This window comes from Sphingosinicella sp. CPCC 101087 (assembly GCF_004151485.1).
In the GTDB taxonomy this organism is placed as follows: Bacteria; Pseudomonadota; Alphaproteobacteria; order Sphingomonadales; family Sphingomonadaceae; genus Allosphingosinicella.
Genome location: NZ_SBFF01000002.1, coordinates 37,192 through 61,842 on the forward strand (window position 1 = coordinate 37,192; position 24,651 = coordinate 61,842).

Here is a 24,651-nt window from a genome sequence, read left to right on the forward strand (position 1 = left end):
CCCCGTCCGTCTTTGGCGGGTGGCGGAGCATCGTGAGGTGCCGACTTCTTCGTGGCTTCGATCATCGGGGCCGACTGGACTTCGATGCGTTTATCCTGAAACAGCGTTCGTCCGGCCATCGGCCCGAACGGTACCGGGCCTGGGGCCGCTCAGCAAAAGGACCGCCATGTTCAACGACCGATCCTCCACGCTCGACCTGCTCAGGACGCGGCGCTCCGGCCGGCCGCGCGACTTGGTCGATCCCGGCCCGAGCCCCGACGAGCTGCGCCGGATATTGGAGATCGCGATCCGCTCGCCCGATCATGGCAAGCTCCATCCGTGGCGTTTCGTGCACGTGCCCCGGTCGCGTCGGGACTCCTTTGCCGCGATGCTGCAGGATGCCTATCGTCTCGGCACGCCCACTCCCGGCCGGCTGGAGGTGGAGGCTGTCGACCGCTTCGCCCACCAGGCGCCCGAGCTCGTCGTCGCTTTGTCGAGTCCCAAGGACAATGCCAAAATCCCGCTGTGGGAACAGGAGCTGTCCTGCGGCGCGGCCTGCATGAACCTGATCCTTGCCGCCCATGCCTTCGGCTATGCGGCGGGCTGGGTCACCGGCTGGGCGGCTTATTCCGACGCCGTTCTGCGCGCCTTCGGCGCTCCGCCGGAGCGCATTGCCGGGTTCATCTTCATCGGGACCCCGGCAATCACGCTCGAGGAGCGGCCGAGGCCCGAATATGAGGAGGTGGTGAGCGAGTGGCAGCACTGACGCGCGTCCGACTTACCCGGGGCGCGCTACCCATCTCGCGGCGCGGCGGCCGACGGACTGGCGCTCATGCGCAACGTTCCGCCGCTCGACCGGCTGTCGTTGCGTGTCGGGAACCAAACTGTATATAGGCCCCCCAATCCCTCGGAACAGTGCGAATGAGATTCAATCCCGGATTGAAGCACGAGCCGTGGCTGTACGGCGCCCTTGTCATGTTCCTGGCGGTGCCCTTCGCCGCCGATCTTCTGCTGCCGCTCGGTACCGCCGTCTGGGTCATCTATCTCCTTCCGACGGTCTTCGCCTATTTTGCGTCGCGGCCGCTCGTGCCGCTCGCGGTCGCCGGCCTTTCGACCTTCCTGGTCGTCATCGGCTTTTTTCTGGCGCCGACCGGCGTCGATCCCGAAATTGCCCAGCTGAACCGCACGCTCGGGCTGGTGACGACGTGGCTGCTGGCCGGTGTCGGCTTCCTCTTCATTCGCAATCGGCTGGCGATCCGCACACAGGAGTGGCTCCAGGCCGGGCAGGTGGGTCTGGCGCAAGCGGTGGGAGGCGAGCAGCCGCTGCATGAGCTGAGCGCCAGCGCGCTGCGCTTCCTGGCCGAATATGTCGACGCTTCGGCCGGCGCGATGTTCATCCGCGAGGGCGACGAGTTCCGTCGCTACGCGACCTACGGCGTTCCGGAAGACGCACGGGTACCGGAGCGTTTCCGCCTGTCGGACGGATTGCTTGGCCAGGCGGCGCAGGATCGGCGCGGCTTCATCGTCGACGACGTGCCCGAGGATTATCTCTACTTCGGATCTTCGTTCGGTCAGTCTCGGCCGCGCCAGCTCCTTATCGCGACCGCCTGTACGGACGGCGAAGTCAATGCGGTGGTCGAGCTCGGCCTTCGGCGCGGCGGGACCGGCGAAGTGTCCGAGCTCCTGGATCGCATTTCGGACCAGCTGGGCGTCACCGTCCGATCCGGCAAATATCGCGCACGCCTGCAGGAACTTCTCGAAGAAACCCAGCAGCAGGCGGAGGAGCTCCAGGCGCAAAGCGAAGAACTGCGTTCGAGCAACGAGGAGCTCGAAGCGCAGAGCAAGGCATTGCTGGAGTCGCAGGCTCGACTAGAGGCGCAGCAGTCCGAGCTCGAGGAAGCCAATTCCCAGCTGGAGGAACAGGCGCAGGCACTCGAGACGCAGCGCGATGACCTTGCGCGCGCCCAAGGCTCTCTCAAGACGCAGGCGCTGGAGCTCGAGCAGGCGAGCCGCTACAAGTCGGAATTCCTGGCGAACATGTCGCACGAGCTGCGCACGCCATTGAACTCGCTGCTGATCATGGCGCGCCTGCTGGCGGAGAATCGGACCGGCAATCTGACCCCCGATCAGGTCAGACATGCCGAGACGATCGAAACCTCCGGCAACGATCTGCTCGCGCTGATCAACGACGTGCTCGACATCTCCAAGATCGAGGCGGGGCGGCTCGAGCTGCAGCCGCGTCGGATCCGGGTCGCGCCGCTCGTGGAAAAGCTCAAGGCCGCCTTCGATGCCGCCGCCGACGCCAAGGGTCTGGCGCTCCGGACCGAGATCGCGCCGAATATGCCCGCTGAGGTCGAGACCGATCCGCAACGCGTCGAGCAGGTGCTCAAGAACTTCCTGTCGAACGCGATCAAGTTCACCGAGCGGGGCGAAATCGTCCTCAGCGTCGCTGCGGTGGACGACGGGCGGTTCGCCTTCACAGTGCGCGATACGGGGGTCGGAATCGCGCCCGATCAGCAGCAGGTGATCTTCGAGGCGTTCCGCCAGGCGGACGGCACCGTCAGCCGCAAGCATGGCGGCACCGGCCTCGGCCTTTCGATTTCCCGAGAGCTGGCCCGGTTGCTGGGTGGCGAGGTCGACGTCGCGAGCGCGGTCGGCGAGGGAAGCGCGTTCAGCCTGGTCCTGCCGAAAATCTATGACGCGGCTCTGGTCAAGGAGGCGCCTCCGCGCCGGCCGGCGAGCCCCTCGGCATCCGCGACCGAGCGGACCGTCCCCTCGACATCGAAGAGCGCGCCACCGCCCTTTGATGACGATCGCGAGCGGCTTTCCGGAGACAAGCGCGTGATCCTGGTCGTGGAAGACGACCCGGCGTTCGCCAAGATCCTCTGCGATCTCACGCGCGAGCTGGGCTTCCAGTGCCTGGTTGCAGGCACGGCGGACGAGGGTGCGCTGATGGCCCGCCAGTACCTTCCCGACGCCGTGATCCTCGACATGAGCCTTCCAGATCATACCGGGCTTTCGGTGCTTGACCGGATCAAGCGGGACGTGCGCACGCGCCACATTCCGGTCCACGTGGTGTCGGTGAAAGAGGATACGCTGCCGGCCCTCTCCGGCGGCGCCGTCGGCTATCTCCTGAAGCCGGTGAAGCGCGAGCAGCTGATCGAGATGCTCGAAGGGCTCGAGGCGCGCATGGCGCAGCGGATGCGGCGCGTGCTGGTGGTCGAGGACGACACGCAGCAGGCGCAAAGCATCAAGCTGCTCCTTGCCTCGCGCGAGGTCGAGACGATCGAGGCACACACGGCCGCGGCCTGCCTGGAACGGCTGGGCCTGGAAACGTTCGACTGCATGGTGCTCGACCTCAATCTCCCGGACACGTCCGGGCTCGACCTGCTCGAGCGTCTCAGCGTCGACGAGAGCGTCGGTTTTCCTCCGGTGATCATCTACACAGGCCGCGACCTCTCGCCGGACGAGGAGCTGCGGCTTCGCAAATATTCGAAGTCGATCATCGTCAAGGGCGCCAAGTCGCCCGAGCGACTGCTCGACGAAGTGACATTGTTCCTGCACCAGGTCGTGTCGGATCTGCCGGAGTCGCAGCAGAAGCTGATCGAAAGGTCGCTCAATCGGGATTCCGCGCTCGAAGGGCGGCAAATCCTGGTTGTGGAGGACGACATCCGCAACGTCTATGCGCTCACCAGCCTGTTCGAGCCGCACGGGGTTCGGATCCGGATCGCCCGCAACGGGCGTGAAGCGCTGAAGGCCTTGGAGGAGAGCCTGTCGGACGCAGGACACACAATCGATCTGGTCCTGATGGATGTCATGATGCCCGAGATGGACGGGCTCACCGCCATGCGCGAGATCCGCACCCACGAGCGCTGGAAGAACTTGCCGATCATCGCGCTCACCGCCAAGGCAATGGCGCGCGACCAGCTGGAGTGCCTGGCGGCGGGCGCGAACGACTATCTCGCCAAGCCGCTCGACGTGGATAAGCTGCTCTCGCTGGTGCGGGTCTGGATGCCGCGATGAGTCCTGCTTTGCTTCCTCACGAGGAGATCGAGCTCGAGTTGCTCCTGGAAGCGATCTGGCGCCAGTATCATTACGATTTTCGCGGTTATTCGCGCGCATCGCTCCGGCGGCGTCTGGCACGGGCGCAGTCCCGGTTCGGCTGCGCGAGCCTGTCCCAGCTTCAGCACCGCATGCTGCGCGAGCCCGCCGTCTTCGCCGAATTGATGGGCTTTCTCACCATCCAGGTCAGCGAGATGTTCCGCGACCCGGGCTATTTCCGGGCGTTGCGCGAGAAGGTCGTGCCGCACCTGCGAACCTATCCTTCACTGAAGGTCTGGATCGCAGGCTGCGCGAATGGCGAGGAATTCTATTCGTTGGCCATCCTGTTCCGCGAGGAAGGGCTGGAGGAAAGGACCATCTTCTACTGCACGGATATCAGCCCCGCCGCGCTGGAGAAGGCGCGGGCCGGGGTGTATGAGCTGGACCGCATTCCACAATTCACTGCGAACCACCGCCATTCAGGCGGAAGGTCGTCGCTGTCGGATTATTACACCGCAGCCTATGGCGCCGCCATGTTCGACAAATCGCTGCGCGCACGCGCCGTGTTCGCCGAGCACAGCCTCGCCACCGACGAGGTATTCGCCGAGGTCCACCTCGTGTCGAGCCGGAACGTCCTCATATATTTCGATCGTGACCTGCAGGATCGGGCGCTCGGCCTGTTCGGGGATTCGCTGGTGCGCGGTGGCTTTCTCGGCCTCGGTTCGAAGGAGACCTTGCGCTTCTCGCATCAGGCCGCCCGTTTTGCGGAGTATGATCCCGGCGAGAAAGTCTATCGCAGGATCCCGCAAGCCGCTCGGGAGATTAGCCATGCGGCTTGATCCGGTGAAACTGTTGATTGTCGATGATGTCGAGGAGAATCTGAACGCGCTGGAAGCGCTGCTCGGCGGCGACGGAATCGAGCTGCTCCGGGCGCAGACCGGGCCCGAGGCGCTCGAATTGCTGCTGCTGCATGAAGTCGCGCTCGCTCTGCTCGACGTGCAGATGCCCGGCATGGATGGCTTCGAGCTGGCAGAACTGATGCGCGGCACCGAACGCACGCGCGGCATACCGATCATCTTCCTGACCGCCGTCGCGACCGACGAGCGTCGCCGGTTCCGCGGATATGAGACGGGTGCCGTCGATTATCTGCTCAAGCCCGTCGATGCGCACATCGTGCGAAGCAAGGTAGAGATTTTCTGTGAGCTGGCGCGCCAGCGGCAGGAGTTGGCGCGCCAGCGCGATGCGCTTGCCGCGGCGCTGAACCGGCTGCAGGCGCATGGCGACAACTCTCCGCTCGCCATCGTCGAGTTCGATCCGGACCTGCATATTCTCGCCTGGTCCCAGGGTGCCGAGCGACTGTTCGGACGCAGCGCCAGCCAGGCGGTCGGACGCCGCCCCGCGGAGCTGCACTGGCTTCCCCAGGAGGATGATTCCGCGCTCGCAGAGTTGGTCGCGGATATGGCCCGTGGCCGACGTCTCCGCGAGATGTGTGGCTACCGCGTGATGCATGCGGACGGCAGGCTGTTCGACTGCGAATGGTATTGTTCGGCGCTGCTTGACGGGAGCGGCCGGCTCTCCTCCATCAATGTCCAGATCCTCGACGTTACCGAGCGCAAGCGGGCGGAGGAAACGCAGCGGCTGCTGATCGGCGAGCTCAATCACCGCGTGAAGAACACGCTGGCCTCGGTCCAGGCGATCGCCACGCAGACACTGCGCCACTCCTCGGGCCCTTCCGAGTTCGCGCCGATCTTCATCGGCCGCATTCATGCTCTGGCCCGCGCGCATTCGCTGCTCAGCGGAACCACGTGGAAGGGCGCCAACCTGCGCGACATGGTCGAGGCGCAGCTTCAGATCGGGACGATCGACGCGGCGCGGTTGGACGTGTCGGGCCCGGACCTGGATCTCGCGGCGGAGCCGGCGCTTCACCTCGCCCTGGTTCTCCACGAGCTCGCGACGAACGCGAACAAATATGGCGCGCTCTCAAATTCCGTGGGCAAGGTGCAGCTCGGCTGGCGGGTCGAGAACGACATGCTGGAGATCGACTGGATCGAGATCGGCGGTCCGCCGGTGAGCCCGCCGTCGCGGCGCGGATTCGGCACGGCTTTGATCGAACGCAGCATCAAGGCCGAGCGCGGCACGTCGCATGCTTCTTATGGTCCCGAGGGTGTCCATTGGAAGCTTCGCCTCCCCATCGGTGCGGGCGCTTCAAGCCGCAGCAAGATCAAGTCGCCGGAAGCTGCCAGGTGCGTGCGCCCTGCTTCGGCCCCGACGAGATCCGCGTCCCGGTCGGTCGAGGGCAGGCGCTTCCTTGTGATAGAGGACGAGCCCCTGGTTGCGTTGGAGCTTGTTTCGATCCTGCGCGACGCAGGCGCAGAAGTAATCGGGCCTGCCGCGACCGCCGATCAGGCACTGGAATTCATCGGCAAGATCCCGATCGATGGCGCATTGTTGGACGGCAATCTGCAAGGGGAGATGGTGGACGATATCGCCCAGGCGCTGGTCAGGAGCGAAATTCCGTTCCTGTTCGTCAGCGGCTATGAGGCGAGCCACCTGCCGGCAGGCTTTACGGCGGCGGCTCTGGAAAAGCCCTTCGATCCTGGCAAGCTCGTGGCGGCCGCTGCCGATCTGATCGCCGTTGACGCAAGATGTGAAAATCCGGCTGCCGCGACTTGATGCGCTCCTCGGGGCCATGGTCCCGCAGACGTGGCTGGAGTCGTTTCCCGAAGCTTCGTTCCAGGCGGCAACATCAGTTCGTGAGCGTTTTTCGCGCGTGCCGCCTGGCCCACCGACCAGGTTTCTGGAGGCGACCAGGCCGGTCGGCCAAGGAACTTCGTTGAGCGCAAGCTTCAGAACCGACACGCGGCCCAGCTCGACAAGTCTGCGGACTTCTGAACATCGGACGCCGGCATCCGGTGCGAGGGCGGCAATTGTCAGTCTAGCGAACAATCTGGACTTGACCCGGGTGGTGTGTTAGTCCAGCACTACGCAATGAACGAAGAGCGCCCAGTCTATCTCCGCCTGCGAGATCGCATTGCCGCCATGATCCTCGACGGACAGGTGCGCGACGGCGACCCGCTCCCTTCGGTGCGCAGCCTGGCGGCGGATTTCGGAGCCAATCCTCTTACGGTCGCAAAGGCCTATCAGACCTTCCAGGAGGAGGGGCTCGTGGTGGTGAAGCGCGGGGTCGGCATGTTCGTCGCCGCAGGGGCGGCCGATCGTCTGCGCGCCTCCGAGCGTAAGGACTTCCTCGAGAGAAGATGGCCGCGCATCGTCTCGCACATGCGGCGACTCGGGCTCGACGCTCAGGATCTGGTCGAGCGTGCGCTGACCTGAGCTCGCCTGCGAAATGCGGGCGCCTCGGCATTCGCGGCAGAGTTCGCGGAATGCGCGCGCGGATGAGTTACCTGCCGCGGAAAGGACCACGATCCTTTCGGCAGAAAATTTCGCCGGAAGGATCGTGCGGCTCCTGTAACAATCGAAACAATATTCTCCATGTCCCGGCATCCGGCTGAAACCTGGCGAGGCCAGAGCGGCTGCGACCGCCGGCGCGGGGCACGACATGCCCCCCCGTACGCCCCGGGCCGGCGGTTGCCTGAAGAATCGGTGGGCCCGATCAAAGGACGAGAATATGCATCCGTTTCGCGCCTTCCTGCTCTCCTTCGCCGCCGGACTGGCGGTCCTTTTTGCTGGCCATGGAGCCATCTCCGTCGCGTTTGCCGAGCCGCCGCCGGACCGGATCACCGTCTGAACCTTGCCTCGAGCATCATGCGCCGGCCGCGTCGCTTGATTTCGTCCTTGCGCTGCCGCACCATCGATACCTGAGCTGAAGGGAGGAAGCGATGAAGTCGTCGTCAGCCTGTGCGGCCCTGGTGCTGTTGTCGATGCCCGCCATCGTGTACGGCGCCGGCACGTCGGCACCCCGCAAGGCCGCGCCGGCGATCGTCCCCTATCTGTGCCAGGACGGCGGAGTCGCGAATGTCGTCTATGAAAATGGCGGAGACTATCGGCACGCTCGGGCGCTGATCAGCTATGACGCGCGCACGCTCGAAATGTCCGCGGCGCCCGCTTTATACGGGGTCCGCTACCGCACCGCAGTCGCGGGCGAACCGGCACTGGCCTGGTCCCTGCGCGGCGAGGAGGCGCGGCTGACCGAATCTCCGGACGCGGACGGCTATACGCGCCCAGAGCGGGAGCTCGCTCGCTGCGTCCGGCTGAGGCGGCTCGACATGACCGGTGCCCAGGAAAATGGCGCGGCGCACGGTGATTCTCACTGACCGGTTCGCGAGACTGTGACCGATTTGCCGCACCGAACCCGCCGTTCAGCGGGAGGACATTGACTCCCCGTTAAAATAACGCGCCATGGCGCCTATGTCAGCGCGCCGGTCGAGGGTTCCGGCGGCAGCGGGGTCGAGCATTTTGATGGTGAAGGACAGTCGGAGCCTGTTGGCCGCGCTCGGCGCTATCCTCCTGTCATCCACGGCGGGCGCGTACGCGCAGAACAGCAGTGACGGCATCATCGGTCCGCCGCAGCTCAAGGATTTCAGCCTCCAACCGCGGGAGACGATCGTTCCCGGGCGACCGCCGAGCGAAGCGGAGCCCGTCACGGTCGCGCCGCCGCCGCCCGTCGTCGCGCCAGGTCCGGCCGAAGCCCGTCCCGAGCCGCCGCAACGCGCCGCCGCACCGACTCCGGCTGACCGGCCGCGGCAGGAGCCTTCCGCGTCAAGCGCCCGATCGTCGGCTCCCGAGTCGCCCGCGGAAGGGCCCGCTGCTCCTCAGCCTGCGCCGGAGACCGAATCGACGGCGCCCGCTCCGATCGCCGCAGCGCCGGCGCCGTACTCGGCCCCTGCCGGTGCGGTGGCGCCTATCGCGCCGGCTGAGAGCGAATCTTCGTCGGGTGGAACGCCTTACTGGTACTTCGCCTTGCCCGCCGTCGCTCTGGCGCTGCTCGGCCTCGCGTTCGTCCGCCGTCGCCGTGCCTTTGCCGGGCCTGTGGGCGAACCGGCGGCCGCTTCCTTGGCTGCGCCGCCGCCGGCTCCACCCCGGCCCGATCCGGTGCCGCGGCCCTGGCTGGAGCTCGCGCTGAAGGCCGAGCGCGCCGCCTTCACCGCGGCCGAAGCCGAGATCGCCTTCGAGCTGGAGATCAGCAACAAGGGCGGGAGCGCGGCGCGCAACCTCAGGATCGACGTGAAATTGTTCAATGCGGGCGCCGAGCAGGACAAGGAGATCGGGGCCTTCTTCCGCACGGCAGGGCGCGAGAGCACCAAGGTCAAGCTCCCCGGCGTTGCCGCCGGCGTCAGCGGAGTCATCCAGGGCACTGTCGGCATGAAGCGCGAGGATATCCGGGCGATGCGCCTCGACGAGCGGCTGCTGTTCATTCCGGTGATCGCCGTCAACGTGCTTTACGACTGGGGCGACGGCCGGACCGGCCAGACGTCGAAATCCTACATCATCGGCCGCGAGACTCAGGCAGCCGGCGAGAAGATGGGCGCCTTCCGCGTCGACCAGGGCCCGCGCATCTGGCGCACGGTGGGTCAGCGCCCGACCAAGCTCGCCCGGCGCGTCTGAGCCGTAGAGCCTCCCGGAACGGAGTCATCCCGACGCCTGTCCCGGCCAGCGCCCGGGAAAAATCGGGACTCCTGAATCGAAGCCGTCATGAGCAAGGCCGGTGTTCATGGGTTCCGGCTCACGCCGGAATGACTCCGGGGTGCGCCAGCCTTGTCAGGCGGCGAACGCCTCCTCGCTGACCGAATAGAGGATGTCGGCGCCGGCCATGGCTGCGGCGAACTTTCCCTGAGCCTCCGGCACGACATGGTCGAGAAAGTAGAGCGCTGCGGCCCGCTTCATCGCGGCGAACTCCGCATTGCCGTCATAGCCGTCGAGGGCGGTGAGCTGCCGGGCCATCAGCCATCCGGCCACGGCGGTCGCGAGCATCGTGAGGAATGGATAGGAGGCCGCAAGCCGATCGTCGGCCGGCGCGGCCACGAGGCGCTCGCCCGCTTCGGCGCAGCTGCCGACCAGCCGCTCCAGCGCCGGCCGCCCTTGCGCGTCGGCGCGCATGTCGGCGATCAACCGGCCGAGCACCTCGCCGCCCTCCAATCCGATCTTGCGCCCCACCAGGTCGGCCGCCTGTATGCCGTTCGTGCCTTCGTAGATGGGCGAGATGCGGGCGTCGCGAAAATGCTGGGCGGCGCCGGTCTCCTCGACATAGCCCATTCCGCCATGGACCTGGAGCGCCAGGCTGGTCACCTCGACGCCGACATCGGTGCCATAGGCCTTGACCAGCGGCGTCAGCAGGTCGGCCCGCGCCTGAGCGGCCGCGTCGCCGACACCTGCCCGGTCGATCTGGCCCGAAGCGTAATAAGCGAGCGCCCGCGCCCCTTGGGTCAGCGCCTTCATCCTGAGCAGCATCCGCCGCACGTCGGGATGCTCGACGATCCGCGCCGGCCGGCCCTCGCGCGAGCCCTGCACCCGGTCGCGGGCATAAGCGACCGCCTGCTGCATCGCCCGCTCCGCGATGGAGACGCCTTGCAGGCCGACATAGAGGCGGGCGTTGTTCATCATCGTGAACATCGCCGCCATGCCCTTATTCTCCTCGCCGATCAGCCAGCCCGTGCAGCGGTCCTCGTCGCCATAGGACATGACGCAGGTCGGCGCGGCGTGGATGCCGAGCTTGTGTTCGATCGAGACGCAGCGAAGGTCGTTCGGGCTCCCGTCGGGCAGGATCCGGGGCACCAGGAACAGCGAGATGCCCTTGGTGCCGCGCGGTGCGTCGGGCAGGCGGGCGAGCACCAGGTGCACGATATTGTCCGCGAGATCGTGGTCGCCGAAGGTAATGAAGATCTTCTGGCCCTTGATCCGATAGCTGCCGTCATCCGCCGGCTCGGCGCGGGTCTTGAGCGCCCCCACGTCCGACCCGGCCTGGGGTTCGGTCAGGTTCATCGTGCCGCTATATTCACCGCTGACCAGCTTCGGCAGCCAGGCCTGCTGCAGCGCCGCGCTTCCATGGTGGAGCAAGGCTTCGACCGCCCCTGGCGACAGCATCACGACCAGCGAGAAGCCCATGTTCGCCGATCCGAGATCCTCCATCACTACCGTCGCGAGGCTCAGCGGAAGGCCCTGTCCGCCGAACTCGACCGGTCCGGCGATCGTGTTCCAGCCGCCTTCGACATAGGCGCGATAGGCCTCCCGAAAGCCCTCCGGAAGAACGACCCCGTCGGGAGTCCATTTCGCGCCAACCTCGTCGCCGACCCGGTTCAAGGGCGCGAACACGCCCGCGGCGAAGTCGCCGGCGCCGGAGACGATCGCGTCGACCAAGTCCGGCGTCGCTTCGGAGAAGGGGGAATGATGGGCCAGCTCTTCGATGCCGACGATGTGCCGGAGCAGAAATTTCTGTTCCTCGACGGGAGGCGAATAGGTCATGCGGGTTCCGCCGGAAGTTGCGCTGCTTGGACCCGCGCTATAGCCCGCGTGGGACATGGTGCAAACGCAGCTCCTTCCCTACGGGCCCGAGGCGATCGCGGAGGCGGCGCGGCTGATTCGAGCGGGGCTGCCGGTCGCCGTTCCCACCGAGACCGTCTACGGCCTCGCCGCCGATGCGACCGACGGTGCGGCCGTAGCGCGCATCTACGAAGCGAAGGGAAGGCCGGCCTTCAATCCCTTGATCGTCCACGTCCGCGATCTCGACCAGGCGATGGTGCTTGCCGAAGTCGATGCTGCTGCGCGAAACTTGGCCGAGATCTACTGGCCGGGTCCGCTCACCTTGGTGCTGCCGGTCCGGAACGGGTCCTCGGCTGCCTCTCTGGTGACGGCAGGCCTGCCCACGATCGCCCTCCGGGTGCCGTCGCATCCGGCGATGCGGGACTTGCTGGCGGCGACCGGCAAGCCGCTCGCCGCGCCGTCCGCTAATGCAAGCGGCCGGATCAGCCCGACCCGCGCCGAGCATGTCCTGGCGAGCCTCGGCGGCCGCATTCCCCTTGTCGTCGACGCCGGACCGACCGCGCATGGACTCGAATCGACCATCGTGGCGGTCGGACCCGAAGGGCTGCGGCTGCTGAGGCCGGGGCCGATCGATCTCGGCCTTGCCGCTTCCACCACCCCCGGCCCGATCGAGGCGCCCGGACAGCTTGCCAGTCATTATGCGCCAGGCAAGCCGGTCAGGCTCGAAGCAAGCGCTGCTGCGGCAGACGAATGGCTGATCGGGTTCGGGGAGGTTCGAGGCGATTCCAGCCTGAGCGGTTCGGGCGACCTCGTCGAAGCCGCCGCCGCCTTGTTCGAACGTCTTCACGAGGCGGATGGGGCCGATCGTCCCAGGATCGCCGTCGCGCCGATCCCGGACGAGGGAATCGGCGCCGCGATCAACGATCGGCTCAGGCGCGCCGCGGCGCCGCTTCGGCCCGGCAGACCGAAAGTCCGCTAGCGCGATCGCGCATGGCTTCGGAATCCAGGGCCATCCGCCGGCGAGGATGGAAGGTTCGCGTTGGTGGAGTCCGGCGTTCGTCGGCAGGGCGCAATAGCGTTGCTCGGAGCCTGCCTCATCCCTCCGCCGGCTGGCTTTTCAGCCGTTCCGCGAAGCTTTTGCGCAGCTTGCGAAGCTTGGGCGGGATGACGGCCAGGCAATAGGGGCTGCGCTGTCCCTCGCCCTCCCAATAGCCTTGGTGGTAATCTTCGGCCGGATACCATTGGCCCAGCGGCTCGATCCGGGTGACGATCGGCGCGTCCCAATCGGCCTGCGCGCGCTGGATGGCGCGCTGTGCGGCTTCCTCCTGCTCGGGCGAATGCGGGAAGATGGCCGATCGATACTGGGTTCCGACGTCGTTCCCCTGGCGGTTGAGCTGGGTAGGATCATGGGTGGCGAAGAAGATGTCGAGCAGGTCGTCGTAGCTGATCGCTTCGTCATCGTAGGTGATCCGGATCGCTTCGGCGTGGCCGGTGTCGCCATCGCAGACCTGGCGATAGGTCGGATTGGCGATGTGTCCGCCGGTATAGCCGCTCTCGACGGCGGTCACGCCGATCACGTCGTTGAACACCGCCTCGGTGCACCAGAAGCATCCGCCGGCGAGGGTGGCTTGCTGGGTGGCCATATCCTGTCTCCTCCTGGGTGGCTCGGCGCACTCCCGCCAGGCAAGCGGCCCGGCGACTCGAAAGATGCGCTCGTACGACAACGCCTCAGCGCGGCTTGTGCTTCGCTTCGGAGGCCGTGGGCAAGGTGAATCGGAAGATGGCGCCGCCGCCCGGGCGATTCTCTGCCCAGATTTTCCCCCCGTGCAGCTCGACGATGGTTCGACTGATCGGAAGGCCGATCCCCATTCCGGCGCTCTTGGTCGTCATGAAGCGTGAGAACAGATTGCCGAAATGCTCCGGCCTTATCCCCGGGCCGTCATCGGCGACCGCGACCTCCACCATGTCCCCCATGGCGCGGGTCGAGAGGACGATCTCGCCTTCAGGGTTTTGCTCCATCGCGTCGATCGCGTTTCGGATAAGGTTGATCAGGACCTGCTGGATCTGGATCCGGTCCGCGTGCACGCATCGCGCCGCCGGATCGAGCTCGAGCCGGTGGCTTATCCCCAGCGAGCGCTCGTCGACGAAGCCGAGCACGCTCGCTTCCTCGATCAGCCGAGGAAGATCCTCGACGGTCACCGCCACCGCGCCGCGCGACACGAGTTCCCGCAGGCGCCGGAGGATCTCGCCGGCACGCTGCGTCGCCGAGCCGGCCGATTCGAGCGCCGCGACGAGCTCGACCGCCTGATCCGTCTCCGCGTCGACGAGCCGTCTTGCACCACTGATGAAATTGCTGGCCGCGGTGAGCGGCTGATTGAGCTCGTGCGCGAGAGTCGAGGCCATCGCGCCCATCGCGCTGAGGCGCGAGACATGGATAAGCTCGGACTGCATCCGGATTATCTCTTCCTCGGCGCGGTTGCGCTCGGTGACGTCCGCCATCGCACCCACGGCCCGGAGGGCACGTCCGTCCGCATTGCGGATGATGAACCCGCGGTCGAGAATGTCGGCATAGCCGCCGTCGCTGCGCTGGAACCGGTAGCTTGCCGACCAGTGACTGCGATGCCCGTGAAGCGCCCGGCGAAAACTTTCGGAAATCCGCTCACGATCGTCGGGATGGAGGCGGGTCACCCACCATGACAGGCGGGTATGGCCGATCGGCGCCTCGGGGGAGCCGAAGATCCTGGCGCTGTTGTCGCTCCAGTCGAGTATGTCGTTGTCGACGTCATAGTCCCAGACGGCATCGTTGGTCGCCTGGACCGCCAGCCGGTAGCGCTGCTCGGCGTCACGCCGGGCCTGCTCTGCCTGTCTCTCCTCATGTATGTCCTCGCTGACCCCGTACCAGCGGACGATCCGTCCGGCCGGGTCTCGGAGAGGTGCCGCGCGCAGCCGATAGAAGCGATAGTCCCCGCCGCGCACGACGAGCCGACACTCCGCGCTATAGGGCTCGCCGGTCGCCACCGCCTCCATCCAGCTCGATTCGATCCGCTCGCGGTCGTCGGGGTGGATCGCCAGGCTCGGCTCGACCGTCGGATCCATCCCGGTCACTTCGGCGTAGCGTGGGCTCAGCATCAGTCCGCTGCCGTCCGGCTCCACTGACCAGACGATCTGGCGGGTCAACTCCAGCGTGAAGCGGTGCAGCTGCTCGCTCTCGCGCAGCCGGCTTTCGGCCGCGTAGCGCGCCTGCTCCGCCTCTTGCTCCTCATGGACGTCCTGGGTCAGGCCGTACCAGCACAGGATCCGCCCGTCCTCGCTCCGTTCGGCCACCGCCCGCGCGAGCGCCATCCTTACCGCTCCGTCCGCGCGGAGGCTGCGGAATTGCACGAACAGCTTGTCGCCGGTCCGGAGGCTGTGGGCCCAGGCCTCCTGGAAAAGCTCTCGATCCTCGGGATGGATCGCCTCGATCCATGCTCCGCCCAATAACCTGTCTTCCGGGATGCCGGTCAGCGGCGAAAAGCCCGAGCTGATCGCGATGAGTCGGCCTTCGGAATCGGCGTACCATGCCAGCTGTCCGCTGATCGCGGCCGAGATCCGGTACATCTTCTCGCTGCACCGCAATCGCGCAACCTCGGCCTCGAGACGGCGAAGCTCCGAGCGCAGGGCGTCGGAGTCGAGCCCTGCTGTCGCCTTGCTGCCCTGCGCGCGCGAGGCGCTCATCTTCATTCCTTCGCTGCCGGCGCCGCCTCCAGCCCGGCTTCGAGGGCAAGCGTCAGCGCCTCGGCGAGGCTTGCCACTTGAAGGCGGTCCATCATGTTGCCGCGATGCATTTCCACCGTCCTGAGGCTGATGCCCAGGCGCGCGGCAAGCTGCTTGTTGGACTCGCCCGCGAGCAGGCCGCGAAGGACGTCCGTCTCCCGCGCGGTGAGCTGGCCGACGCGGTCGCGCGCGACGCGCCGCTTGCGTCCGCTCGCCTCGCGCGCATCCAGCAGCTCGAAGGCGCGGGCGAAGCAGCCGAGCAAGGCTTCCTCGGAAAAGGGCTTTTCAATGAAGTCGATCGCCCCGAGCTTCATCGCCCGCACCGCGACCGGCACCTCGCCGTGACCTGTCATGACGATGATCGGCCAGTCTATTTCCCGGCTTCCCAGCTCCGCCATGACGTGAAAGCCGTCCATTTGCGGCATCCTGAGGTCGAGCAGGATGCAACCCGGCTGAAGGTCCGGAAGGGCGTCCAGGAAATCTTCTCCCGATCCGAACGGATGGGAACGGATATCGGAAGCGCCCAGCATGAAGCTCAAGGAGCGGCGAACGTCGCGATCGTCGTCGACTATGTAGACGAAGTGGGAATTCAGCTCGATATCCTCGTTCAGCCGGGGTCTGACTTGACGGCCCCCAAATGGCCGTTTGTCCGTCGGAGCGCAATAGAAGCGCCGGCGGCTCGCCAACTTTTCAACGCCGTCGGGGCGCAGAGGCCCTGACGCCGGTGTCGCGGCCGCGCGTGAGAACCAGTCAGGAGGGCGGGCGCTTGGGAAGCCGCTGTTTCACGCGCGCCATGCCGGCCCACGGGTCTTCCTTGCGCCGGGCGAGCAGGTCCGCGGCCGTCTCCACCGAGAAGAGCGCTGGATCGAGGTCGGGGCCGACCTGATCCCAATCGATCGGCATCGCCACTGGAGCGCCGCGGCGGGCGCGCGTCGAATAAGGTGCAACCGCGGTCGCCGTCGGATCATTGCGCAGATAGTCGATGAAGATGCGCCCGACCCGCTCCGCCTTCGCCGCGCGTGTCAGATAGAGGTCCGGTGAGTCGGCGGCCATTTGCTCCGACAGGGATTTCGCCCAGTCCTTTACGAAGGCCCACTCATGTTGCGGCTCGATCGGCAGCACGACATGCAGGCCCTTGCCGCCCGTGGTCTTGACGAAGCTGACGAGGCCGAGAGCATCGAGCCGCTCGCGGACGTCGATCGCCGCCGCCGCCACGGCCCGAAACGCGGTGCCCTCGCCGGGATCGAGGTCGAAGATGACTCGGTCTGGCCGGCCCGGACGATCGGCCGTGACGCCCCACGGATGGATTTCGAGCACACCGATCTGCACGAGCGCGATGAGGCCTGGAAGGTCGCGGATGAACAGATAGGGATTATCAAATCCCGGAATCACGATCTTCTCGATCTGCCGGGGCGTGCCGGCGCCGGCGTGGCGCTGGTAGAAGCAGTTCTTCTGGCGCCCGGTCGGGCATCGTACCATCGTTATCGGCCGCATTGCGACGTGAGGGAGCATGTGGGGCGCGACCGCGACATAGTGATCGGCGAGATCGCTCTTGGTAATGCCTTGTTCGGGGAAGAGCACTTTGTCCGGATGGCTGAGCCGGACGCCTTCGACGATCCGCTCGCTCATCGGAACGCGAGCCGCGAGGCCAGCTCGGCGGGAGGCGCTTCGTGGCGCAGCTGATCCATCCGGCATTGACGGGGTGCTTTGTCGGGGCGCCAGCGCAGAAACTTGGTGCCGTGGCGGAAGCGATCGCCGGAGACATGATCGTAGCGCACCTCGGCGACCAGTTCCGGCCTCACCGGCTTCCATTCCGCCGATCGCTCGGTGTTCCAGCGGCTCGGCCCGCCGGGGGCGCGACCGGTGAAGCCGGGAGGTTCGACCATCTTCTCGAGCCGCGTGGTGAGGGCGGGCTTTTCGCCGGCGGGAATGGCCGAGGTGAAGCCGACATGATGGAGCTTCCCATCCTCGTCGTGGAGGCCGAGCAGCAACGATCCGACCAGCTTGCCCTTGGCGGCATAGCGGAAGCCACCGACAACGCAGTCCGCAGTCTTCATCTGCTTCACCTTGAGCATCGCCCGTTCCCCCGACTCATAAGCGCCATCGCGCCGCTTGGCGATCACGCCATCGAGCGCGCCGCCGGCCTCGTCGAGCCAGGCTTGCGCCAGGCGCCGGTCCAGAGTGCAGGGAGAGATGAGCAGGTCGTCGCGCCCAGCGCGCCGGTGGAAGCTCTCGAGGTTGCGCCTCCGCGCGTCGAGCGGCTGCTGCCGGAGCGCCTTGCCCTCATGCTCCAGACAGTCGAACAGCATCAGTTGAGCAGGGGTTTCCGCCGCGAGCTTGCGGATCCGGCTCTCCGCGGGATGGAGGCGCATCTGCAACGCATCGAAGGACAGGATCCCGCCGAGGGGGATGATCAACTCGCCGTCGAGCACGAAGGACCGGGATTCGACGGACCTCACCGCCGCGACGATCTCGGGGAAATAGCGTTCGAGCGGCCGCTCCGCCTTGGATTGCAGGACCACCTCGTCGCCGTCTCGAAAGACGAGGCAGCGGAAGCCGTCCCATTTGGGCTCGAACTGCCAGCCTTCGCCGTCCGGAAGCGAATCGACCAGCTTGGCCTCCATCGGCGGGAGCGGCGGCTTCGTCGACAGGCGATCGAAGGCGGGCATGAATCTCCTCTTCCTGCGGCGGAGACGCTCGGGACTGGGCGCGGTTCCGGCACGCCTCGCCGCTGCCGGAAAAGAGTCGTTAGGAATTGTTCCGCAACAATGCGGTAGAGCGCGGCGCTGTCGCGGCAAAGCGTTGGGAAATAACATCTCTTTCATTGAGGCGAGCGGAAAATCGGGTAGGTTCTGGCCCATGACCGGGGAGGGTGTTTCATGTCGTTGACGCGTCGGCAGATCATCGAGGCAGGAGCCGCGACCGGAGCGCTCGGCTTGATGACGAGCTCGCCGCTGCTCGCGCAGGTCGTCGCTTCGGCGGCGCCCACCGCGCCGGCACCAGCCGCGCCGGTTCCGGCCCGTCCTCGCGTCATGGTCGATCCGATCCTCGATCCGCGGATCGTGACCCGGGCTCGTGCCGCCTTCGATCGGCACCGCCCGTGGATACGCCACGGCGAGGTGGTCGCCATCGTCGATTTCACCCGGGTCTCCGCGGATCCCCGCTTCTTCCTTCTCGACACCAATACCGGACGCGTGACACGTCACCTGGTCTCGCACGGACGCGGCTCCGATCCGGGCCATACCGGCTTCCTGCATAGCTTTTCGAACCGCGTCGGTTCCGAGGCGACCTCCAACGGCGCCTATGTGACCAGCGAATATTATCACGGAAAATACGGCCGCTCGATGCGGGTGCGCGGCCTGGATCCGTCGAACAGCAATGCGGAGGCGCGGGCGATCGTCGTTCACACTGCCTGGTATGCGGAACCCGGCGTCGTCGCACAGACCGGGCGCTTGGGCCGGAGCGAAGGCTGCTTCGCGCTTCCGCATCAGAGCCTCCAGGAGACCTTGGCCCGGCTCGGTCCCGGGCACTTCCTCTATGCCGACAGGGTCGCCTGATCCGGGTCTGACTGTGCCTTCCCGTGCGGCTGGAGAGCCTTCACGGCCGGGCCGTGAATGACCGATCCGTCTACCGCGTAGCGGGAGCCGTGACAGGGACAATCCCAGCTTCGATCGGTCGAATTCCATCCGACCAGGCATCCCATATGCGTGCACACGGCCGACAAGGCGTGAATCTGCCCGTCCGGGGCGCGATAGGCGGCGACGTTCCGGCCATCGATCTTGAGGATCGCGCCCTCGCCGGGCTCTAGCGCATCGAGGCCCCCGGGCTTGGGCGCGAGATAGCCGCCAACCAGGTCGCGTGCGACTTCGGCATTGTTCTTCACGAACTCGGCTCCGCCGGCGATGGGCTTGACCCGACGGGCGTCGAACAGCTCCAGCCATGGATTGTCGCGATCGCTGATCAGGTCGGCGAGCAGGTTCGCGGCGGCGGTTCCGGTGGTGATTCCCCATGCGTTGAATCCGGTCGCCACCAGGCAGGCGCCCGGCGAGCGCGACGACCAGCCGACGAACGGCGCGTGATCGATCGGCGCATAATCCTCGTTGGTCCACCGATACTCCGCGACCATCCCGAAATGTTGGGCGGCGAAGCGCTCGATCTCGATGAAGGCCTCCTGCTCCTGCTGCACATGGCCGTGCTTGAAGCTCGGTCCCGCGCAGATGATCCAGTCCTGGCCCTGATCGTCGCGGTGGCCGCGTACCGAGTGGCGCGGGCTCTCGACGTTGATATACATTCCGCGCGGCAGCCGGCCGGCTTCGACCCTGCCCATGATCACCGGATGCATGAAAGGGTGGGTTTCGGCGTAGAGGAGGCCGGTCTGGCCTAGCGGAAGATGGGTGGCCATGACGACATGCCTTGCCTCGACGGTGCCGGTCTCGGTGGAGACCTTGTGCGCTTCCCAGTCCACCACTCGCGATTGCTCGAAAACGTGGCCGCCGTCGCCGGGCAGGGTGGCCGCCAACCCCTTGACGTAGCGGACCGGATGAAACTGAGCTTGGTCTTCCCAGCGCATTGCCGCCCGGACGTCGAACGGAAGGCCGGTGTCGCGGGTCAGCGAGGCCGGCAGGCCGAGGCGGCGGGCGAGGTCGACCTCCTGCTCGATCTCCGCCACATGCCGCTCGTCCCTCGTATACGTGACGGCGGCGCAGCGCTCCAGATTGCATGACAGGCCGTGGCGGCCGACGAGATCGACGATTGTCCTCAGGCCGGTTTCGTTCGCTTCGGCATAATGGGCAGCGCCCTTCTCGCCGAACTTTCGAGCAATCTTCGTATAAGCCACATTGTGCTGCGAGGTGACTTTCGCGGTCGACTTTCCGGTCACCTCCTCACCGACGTGGCGCGCTTCGACCAGCGCGAAGCTGATGTCGCGGTCCTTCAGCATTCGCGCCAGCGTTACTCCGACGATCCCGCCGCCGATGATGGCGACGTCCGCCTGGACCGTGCCGGAAAGCGGCGGATAGGACGTCCTCGGCGTGGTGGCGTTCCAATAGGATTGGTGATGAGCGGCCTGCGGCATGTGCGTTCCTCCGGGTGGCACTTCGGAGAACCCGCTGGAGATGCGCCTGTTCCGGCGCTCAGGCCGGAGGCGGAGCCGGGATCAGCAGGTCGACGATCAATCGCCAGCCTTCGTGCCGCTTCTGCCAGATTCGGGCAGAATGACCCCCTTGCTGATCCTCGCCCGCGGTCCAGCGCGCCTCGCCCCAGGTGAAGGCCAGATCGCCGGCCTGCGACGCGACGCCGCCGAGCGGACGCAGCGAAAGCCGGCGCGGCTGGCGGGCAAGTTCCATTTCCTGTTCCGTGCGGCCCGAAAAGGAGGGGGTGCGCGAGCCTCCGACCAACCCGTCCTCGGCAAGAAGGTCGAGCCGGGCGCGGACCGCGTCCCGCTCGGCCGCGGCCGCCAAATCCGCCTCGATCGGCGCGAGCTCGGCCAGCGCGCGTTGCGGCGAGCCCGCGGCGGCCGTGGCCGGCGCAAGGCGGACCACTTCGCCGTCGCCATCGCTTGCCATCACCGAGTCCAGGCCGGGCCCGCCGTCATAGATCCAGCGCCACTCGCCTCCGGGCTGGCGCTGCCACACGGTGAAATAGCGCACCGGAATGCTGGCCCCACCGGTCGTGAAGCCGAGATCCCCGCTGACCGCAGCTCCCGCAAATTGCGGCGACCAGGAGAGCGGCGGTCCGGCGGGCGGTTCGTCCGGCAAGGCCTGGAGAAGGGGCCGTGCGGGAGTTGGACCGGGCTGGAAGATGAAGCCGTCCGTGGCGGCAAAGGCAAGGAAGCCGCGCTTGAAGCCATGCTTGCGGGTCTCCTCGGCAAAGGCGCGCTCGGCGGCGATCACCTCCTCCACGGCCGGCTGCGCAAGCGATGATGAGGCGGCCGGGCCCATGCCGGCGGCGGCCACGCCTGCGATTAGTCCCAATATCCACCCGGCCATCGTGAAGCTCCTGCGTGCGGCCTCGGCCACAGCGCGGGCATTTCACGGCGGTCGCGGGATGCGGCGGCCTATTCGGCCAAGCGGCGCCGTTCTTCGATGAAGGCGGAGTCGCCCTTCCTAGGGGGCGGCCTCTTCCGAGGCGGCGGTCTGCACGCCGCCGGTCGTCGCGCTGTTCAGCGCCTGCCGGACCGGCGCATCCCGGCCGTATATATCGGCGTAGGTGACGATGTCCCCGTCGGTCGTGGCGGCCGCGGTGAAATAGGCGATATAGACCGGCACCGGCTCGACGAAGTCGGCGCGGGTCGTCTCGCCGGTCGCGATCGTCTCGTCGATTTCCGCCCGGTCCCACTGACCGGTCGGGCCGAGCAGCAATGCCGCGAAATCACGGACGTTCTGGGTGCGGATGCAGCCATGGCTGAACGCCCGAACCGGACGCGCGAACAGGTTCTGGGCCGGCGTGTCGTGCAGGAAGATGGCGTGATCGTTGGGCATCTCGATCTTCAGCCGCCCAAGGGCGTTGCGAGGGCCGGGCGGCTGTCGCACATAGACCTTGCCGTCGTCGCCGCGCCGCACCTGGTAGCCGCCGAAGCTTCCGCCCATTTCGCGCACGATGCTCTGCGGTACGTTCCACCATGGATTGAAGGTCACCGCCACGGCATTGGCCATGAGCTGCGGCGTCGGCGTGCGCCGGGCGCCGACGACGGTCCGGTGGCGCGCGATCACCCGGCCGTCCTCGACGATTGCAGCGGTGAAGGCCGGGACGTTGACGATGACGTGGCGCGGCCCGAGGTTCCGCGGCATCCAGCGCCAGCGCTCCATGTTCGCACGTATGAGGTGGCGGCGGGCCTCGTCGCTTTCGGGCGTCCGGGCCAACGCCTCCCTGAGTCCGGTATATTGCGGATGGGTCGGAAGCAGCGAATCGAGCAGCCGGGCCACGTCGCCTTGCGAGGCCTGCGAGAGCAGGAGCTGCTGACGGTTTCCGTCCAGCGCGCTGTCCGGCATGTGCCAGTCGACGCGGCCGTCGCCGCGGACATACCCGCCGCTGAGGTCTGCCGACAGGCGCAGGAAGATCTGGTTGGCGACGGAGGTGAGGGCGCCGGGGTCGCCCTGCGCCAGAGCGGTGCGGATCCGCTCGGGCTGATAGGCGGCCGGGTCGAGCCCTTCCTTTCCGATTCCCTCGACATATTCGAGCAACGCTTCGGCGGCACGCGGCTGCCAGACATGCGCCATCGGTGGCGCCACCGGGGAGCGGGGCGTCAGCACGGGCATGGTGGGCGTCGGCGTAGCCGGCGCCTCGGTCCGTGGCTCGGACTGGGCGAAGGCAGCCGTCTGGATCGCCCCCGGCATGGTGGGCGAAGCAAGCAGAAGGGCAAGCGCGGCGGGTCGGAAATATCGGTTCATGACCTCTTCTCCTACGAGACCGGGCGGCTTCGCGCTAGAGCATGATCGTCCGCGACGCTATATTCCGTCGCACGATCCTCGCAATGTAACGCGCTGTTATTGATGCCGTTTCCGCCGGCACGCGAAAAGTAGGGGCCTCAGCGTCCCGCCGGCCGGGGAAGGTGCTGCCGCGTCGGGCGCGACGGCACCCTCCCGAGGGCCGGGTCAGACCGCGACCGGGTTGCGATGCACCCAGCCGAAATAGGCGGCGACGAGCGCGAGCAGCGCGTGGAGCCAGATGTCGTTCTGATAGAGCGGCACCAGTCCGAACAGGGTGTTCAGTGTCGGGATGAAGCCGGCGACCATCAGCAGCGCGTAGATGATCGCGACGCTACGTGCATAGAGGACGGCGCCGCCGGTCGAACGCGAAGCCGCCAGCCCCCAGATCCCGAACAGGATGTGCACGGCGTTGTGGAGCTCGTTGATCGGGAACAGACCGAGCAACAGTCTGCCATTGCCCATCACTTCGGGATGCCCTTCATGTAGCGGCTGGACGAGCCCGGGTATGAAGCCGGCCACCCCGACGACGAGGAAGACGATTCCGAAAATCAACGCAAAGGTGCGAGTGTTCATTCCGCCTCTCCTAGTTTGGCTGTTTTCTACGCACACGCCTTCAGGAGACTGGAAAATACGGCATGCGCCGGCTTTCCGGAAGTGATTTCAGGGCGATATCTCAGGCGCCCTGCTCCAGCAGCCGGTCCTCCTCGGTTTCAGCTTCGGTGTAGCCGCTGCGATGGGAGACGGTCCCGGTGGCGGCGACGTCCATGCTGACATTTCCGAGCGTTCGCACGAGATCCGGCAGGGTCTCGACAGCGATGAGCAAAGCGAGGGGCTCGATCGGCACGCCCATCGCCATGCAGATTGGCGCGATCGACGTGACGAAGCTGGCCTGGCCTGGAATTCCTGCTGCGCCCATGGTGGTGGTCGCCGCCGCGGCGATACCGATCGCGAGCACGCCCGGAGTCAATTCCGTTCCGAACCAGTAGGCGATGTATATCGCGACCGCGAGGTTCATCGCCGGCCCGGTCATCCTGAACACGGCGACGGCCATCGGCAGCAGCACGCCCGAAGCGGCGACGGGAATGTCGAGCTTCGCTGCAGCGCGGAGCATCGCCGGCAGCGAGGCCAGCGAGGATTGGGTGCTGAGCGCCACTGCCTGGCTCGGCGCGATCGCACGAGTGAATCGGACGGGTGAAATGCCCGCACCGATCCAGGCGACCGGCCACGATGCGAGCCAGACGACCACGCCGACGGCCGAGACGATCAGGACATAATGGAGCAAGGCGCCGAACGCCTCGCCGCCGGCGCGAGCGCCAACGACATAAGCCAGCGCAAAAACGCCGATCGGTCCGATCCAAAGTACCCAGCCGATCACCACCAGCATCGTGTCGGCGACCGCCCTGAAGAAGCCGACCAGCAGCTCGCGCGGCTCGGTCGGCAGACGGGTAAGGGCGAAGGCGAAGACCAGAGTGAACAGCATCAACGGCAGGATCGCCTCCTCGGCCGCCGCGGCGACCGGGTTGGCCGGCACGATCGAGGTCAGGAAGTCGGCAAATCCGGGCACTTCTCCTACCGGCGCGCTCACGCTCAGGGCCGCTCGCAGGGCAGCGATCGAATCTGCCGGAAGCGGGAACATCTCGAGGAAGAGCGGGGTCAGCAGCGCTGCGGTTAGGGCCGAGATCCACAGCAAGGTGACGAACAGGACCAAAGCGCGGGTCGCCAGCTTTCCGGCCCGCGCCGCCTCCGCCGAGGCCGCGATCCCGGTCACCAGCAAGGAGACGACAAGCGGCACGATCGTCATTCTCAGCGCGTTCAGCCACATGCCGCCGATCGGTTCGGCGATGGCCGTAGCCCCGGCCACCCAGTTCGGGCCGAGCCCGGGACTGACGATGCCGAGCAACAGGCCGAGGACGAGGGCGAGCAGGATGCGGGTCGGTTGCGCCATGCGCAGTCCTTACCGGGCTCGGCGCCTCTGCGAAAGCATCCCGCCGCCGGGTCGGCTTTCACCCCGGCC

At 66.7% G+C, this 24,651-nt stretch carries 20 protein-coding genes; 9 read left to right on the forward strand and 11 right to left on the reverse strand.

The features are described 5' to 3' along the window. Positions 1 to 166: 166 nt before the first annotated feature. The 7 genes from EKM57_RS03430 to EKM57_RS03460 all read left to right on the forward strand — a co-directional run bounded on the left by EKM57_RS03430 (position 167) and on the right by EKM57_RS03460 (position 9,585). Entirely contained in the window at positions 167 to 745 is a 579-nt protein-coding gene (locus tag EKM57_RS03430) for a nitroreductase (RefSeq protein ID WP_129791090.1), read from the forward strand. A 155-nt stretch (positions 746 to 900) separates the two neighbouring features. Beyond that, a complete protein-coding gene (locus EKM57_RS03435) occupies positions 901 to 4,002 on the forward strand; it encodes a response regulator (RefSeq protein WP_129791091.1) in 3,102 nt (1,033 codons plus the stop codon). Next, a complete protein-coding gene (locus EKM57_RS03440; protein WP_129791092.1) occupies positions 3,999 to 4,859 on the forward strand; it encodes a protein-glutamate O-methyltransferase CheR in 861 nt (286 codons plus the stop codon). Before EKM57_RS03435 ends, EKM57_RS03440 begins: the two co-directional genes overlap by 4 nt. Further along, on the forward strand, positions 4,849 to 6,693 hold the full coding sequence (locus EKM57_RS03445; RefSeq protein WP_129791093.1) for a response regulator: 1,845 nt from the start codon (positions 4,849 to 4,851) through the stop codon (positions 6,691 to 6,693). The genes EKM57_RS03440 and EKM57_RS03445 overlap by 11 nt, the downstream gene beginning before the upstream one ends. Before the next feature lie 315 nt (positions 6,694 to 7,008). Further along, the gene (locus EKM57_RS03450) at positions 7,009 to 7,353 is read left to right on the forward strand and encodes a GntR family transcriptional regulator (RefSeq protein WP_129791094.1); all 345 of its coding nucleotides are present in this window, start codon (positions 7,009 to 7,011) and stop codon (positions 7,351 to 7,353) included. Between the two features lie 506 nt (positions 7,354 to 7,859). Beyond that, positions 7,860 to 8,294: an MliC family protein gene (locus EKM57_RS03455; protein WP_129791095.1), complete on the forward strand. Its 435-nt coding sequence runs from the start codon at positions 7,860 to 7,862 to the stop codon at positions 8,292 to 8,294. Between the two features lie 94 nt (positions 8,295 to 8,388). Beyond that, entirely contained in the window at positions 8,389 to 9,585 is a 1,197-nt protein-coding gene (locus EKM57_RS03460; protein ID WP_129791096.1) for a hypothetical protein, read from the forward strand. Between the two features lie 153 nt (positions 9,586 to 9,738). Here the strand turns inward: EKM57_RS03460 and EKM57_RS03465 are convergent, their stop codons facing one another. Continuing rightward, on the reverse strand, positions 9,739 to 11,439 hold the full coding sequence (locus EKM57_RS03465; RefSeq protein WP_129791097.1) for an acyl-CoA dehydrogenase: 1,701 nt from the start codon (positions 11,437 to 11,439) through the stop codon (positions 9,739 to 9,741). A gap of 55 nt (positions 11,440 to 11,494) precedes the next feature. Here EKM57_RS03465 and EKM57_RS03470 point away from each other — a divergent pair, with 55 nt between their 5' ends. Then, complete coding sequence (locus tag EKM57_RS03470; protein ID WP_129791098.1) at positions 11,495 to 12,436, forward strand: L-threonylcarbamoyladenylate synthase; 942 nt, start codon at positions 11,495 to 11,497, stop codon at positions 12,434 to 12,436. Between the two features lie 115 nt (positions 12,437 to 12,551). Here EKM57_RS03470 and msrA read toward each other — a convergent pair whose 3' ends face one another. The 5 genes from msrA to EKM57_RS03495 all read right to left on the reverse strand — a co-directional run bounded on the left by msrA (position 12,552) and on the right by EKM57_RS03495 (position 17,879). Next, the gene (gene msrA, locus EKM57_RS03475) at positions 12,552 to 13,100 is read right to left on the reverse strand and encodes a peptide-methionine (S)-S-oxide reductase MsrA (RefSeq protein ID WP_129791099.1); all 549 of its coding nucleotides are present in this window, start codon (positions 13,098 to 13,100) and stop codon (positions 12,552 to 12,554) included. Positions 13,101 to 13,185: 85 nt separating this feature from the next. Continuing rightward, on the reverse strand, positions 13,186 to 15,171 hold the full coding sequence (locus tag EKM57_RS03480) for a PAS domain-containing sensor histidine kinase (RefSeq protein WP_165357161.1): 1,986 nt from the start codon (positions 15,169 to 15,171) through the stop codon (positions 13,186 to 13,188). 2 nt (positions 15,172 to 15,173) lie between these two features. Beyond that, positions 15,174 to 15,821: a response regulator transcription factor gene (locus EKM57_RS03485; protein ID WP_371414119.1), complete on the reverse strand. Its 648-nt coding sequence runs from the start codon at positions 15,819 to 15,821 to the stop codon at positions 15,174 to 15,176. Between the two features lie 139 nt (positions 15,822 to 15,960). After that, a complete protein-coding gene (gene ligD, locus EKM57_RS03490; RefSeq protein WP_165357162.1) occupies positions 15,961 to 16,839 on the reverse strand; it encodes a non-homologous end-joining DNA ligase in 879 nt (292 codons plus the stop codon). Next, positions 16,836 to 17,879: an ATP-dependent DNA ligase gene (locus EKM57_RS03495; protein ID WP_129791102.1), complete on the reverse strand. Its 1,044-nt coding sequence runs from the start codon at positions 17,877 to 17,879 to the stop codon at positions 16,836 to 16,838. The genes ligD and EKM57_RS03495 overlap by 4 nt, the downstream gene beginning before the upstream one ends. A 210-nt stretch (positions 17,880 to 18,089) precedes the next feature. On the opposite strand from EKM57_RS03495, the gene EKM57_RS03500 reads away from it, so the two are divergent. Further along, entirely contained in the window at positions 18,090 to 18,767 is a 678-nt protein-coding gene (locus tag EKM57_RS03500; RefSeq protein ID WP_129791103.1) for a murein L,D-transpeptidase catalytic domain family protein, read from the forward strand. Here the strand turns inward: EKM57_RS03500 and EKM57_RS22390 are convergent. From EKM57_RS22390 to EKM57_RS03525, 5 genes are all read right to left on the reverse strand, one after another. After that, positions 18,746 to 20,284, reverse strand: coding sequence for an FAD-dependent oxidoreductase (locus tag EKM57_RS22390; protein ID WP_305849904.1), 1,539 nt, complete (start codon positions 20,282 to 20,284; stop codon positions 18,746 to 18,748). The two genes, EKM57_RS03500 and EKM57_RS22390, sit on opposite strands and share 22 nt — an antisense overlap. A gap of 58 nt (positions 20,285 to 20,342) precedes the next feature. Then, positions 20,343 to 21,197, reverse strand: a complete 855-nt coding sequence (locus tag EKM57_RS03510) for a nuclear transport factor 2 family protein (protein WP_129791104.1) — start codon at positions 21,195 to 21,197, stop codon at positions 20,343 to 20,345. 117 nt (positions 21,198 to 21,314) lie between these two features. Beyond that, positions 21,315 to 22,598: a L,D-transpeptidase family protein gene (locus EKM57_RS03515; RefSeq protein ID WP_129791105.1), complete on the reverse strand. Its 1,284-nt coding sequence runs from the start codon at positions 22,596 to 22,598 to the stop codon at positions 21,315 to 21,317. Positions 22,599 to 22,802: 204 nt separating this feature from the next. Continuing rightward, on the reverse strand, positions 22,803 to 23,210 hold the full coding sequence (locus EKM57_RS03520) for a DUF4383 domain-containing protein (protein WP_129791106.1): 408 nt from the start codon (positions 23,208 to 23,210) through the stop codon (positions 22,803 to 22,805). Between the two features lie 100 nt (positions 23,211 to 23,310). Then, positions 23,311 to 24,582, reverse strand: coding sequence for a dicarboxylate/amino acid:cation symporter (locus tag EKM57_RS03525; RefSeq protein ID WP_129791107.1), 1,272 nt, complete (start codon positions 24,580 to 24,582; stop codon positions 23,311 to 23,313). Positions 24,583 to 24,651: the final 69 nt, after the last annotated feature.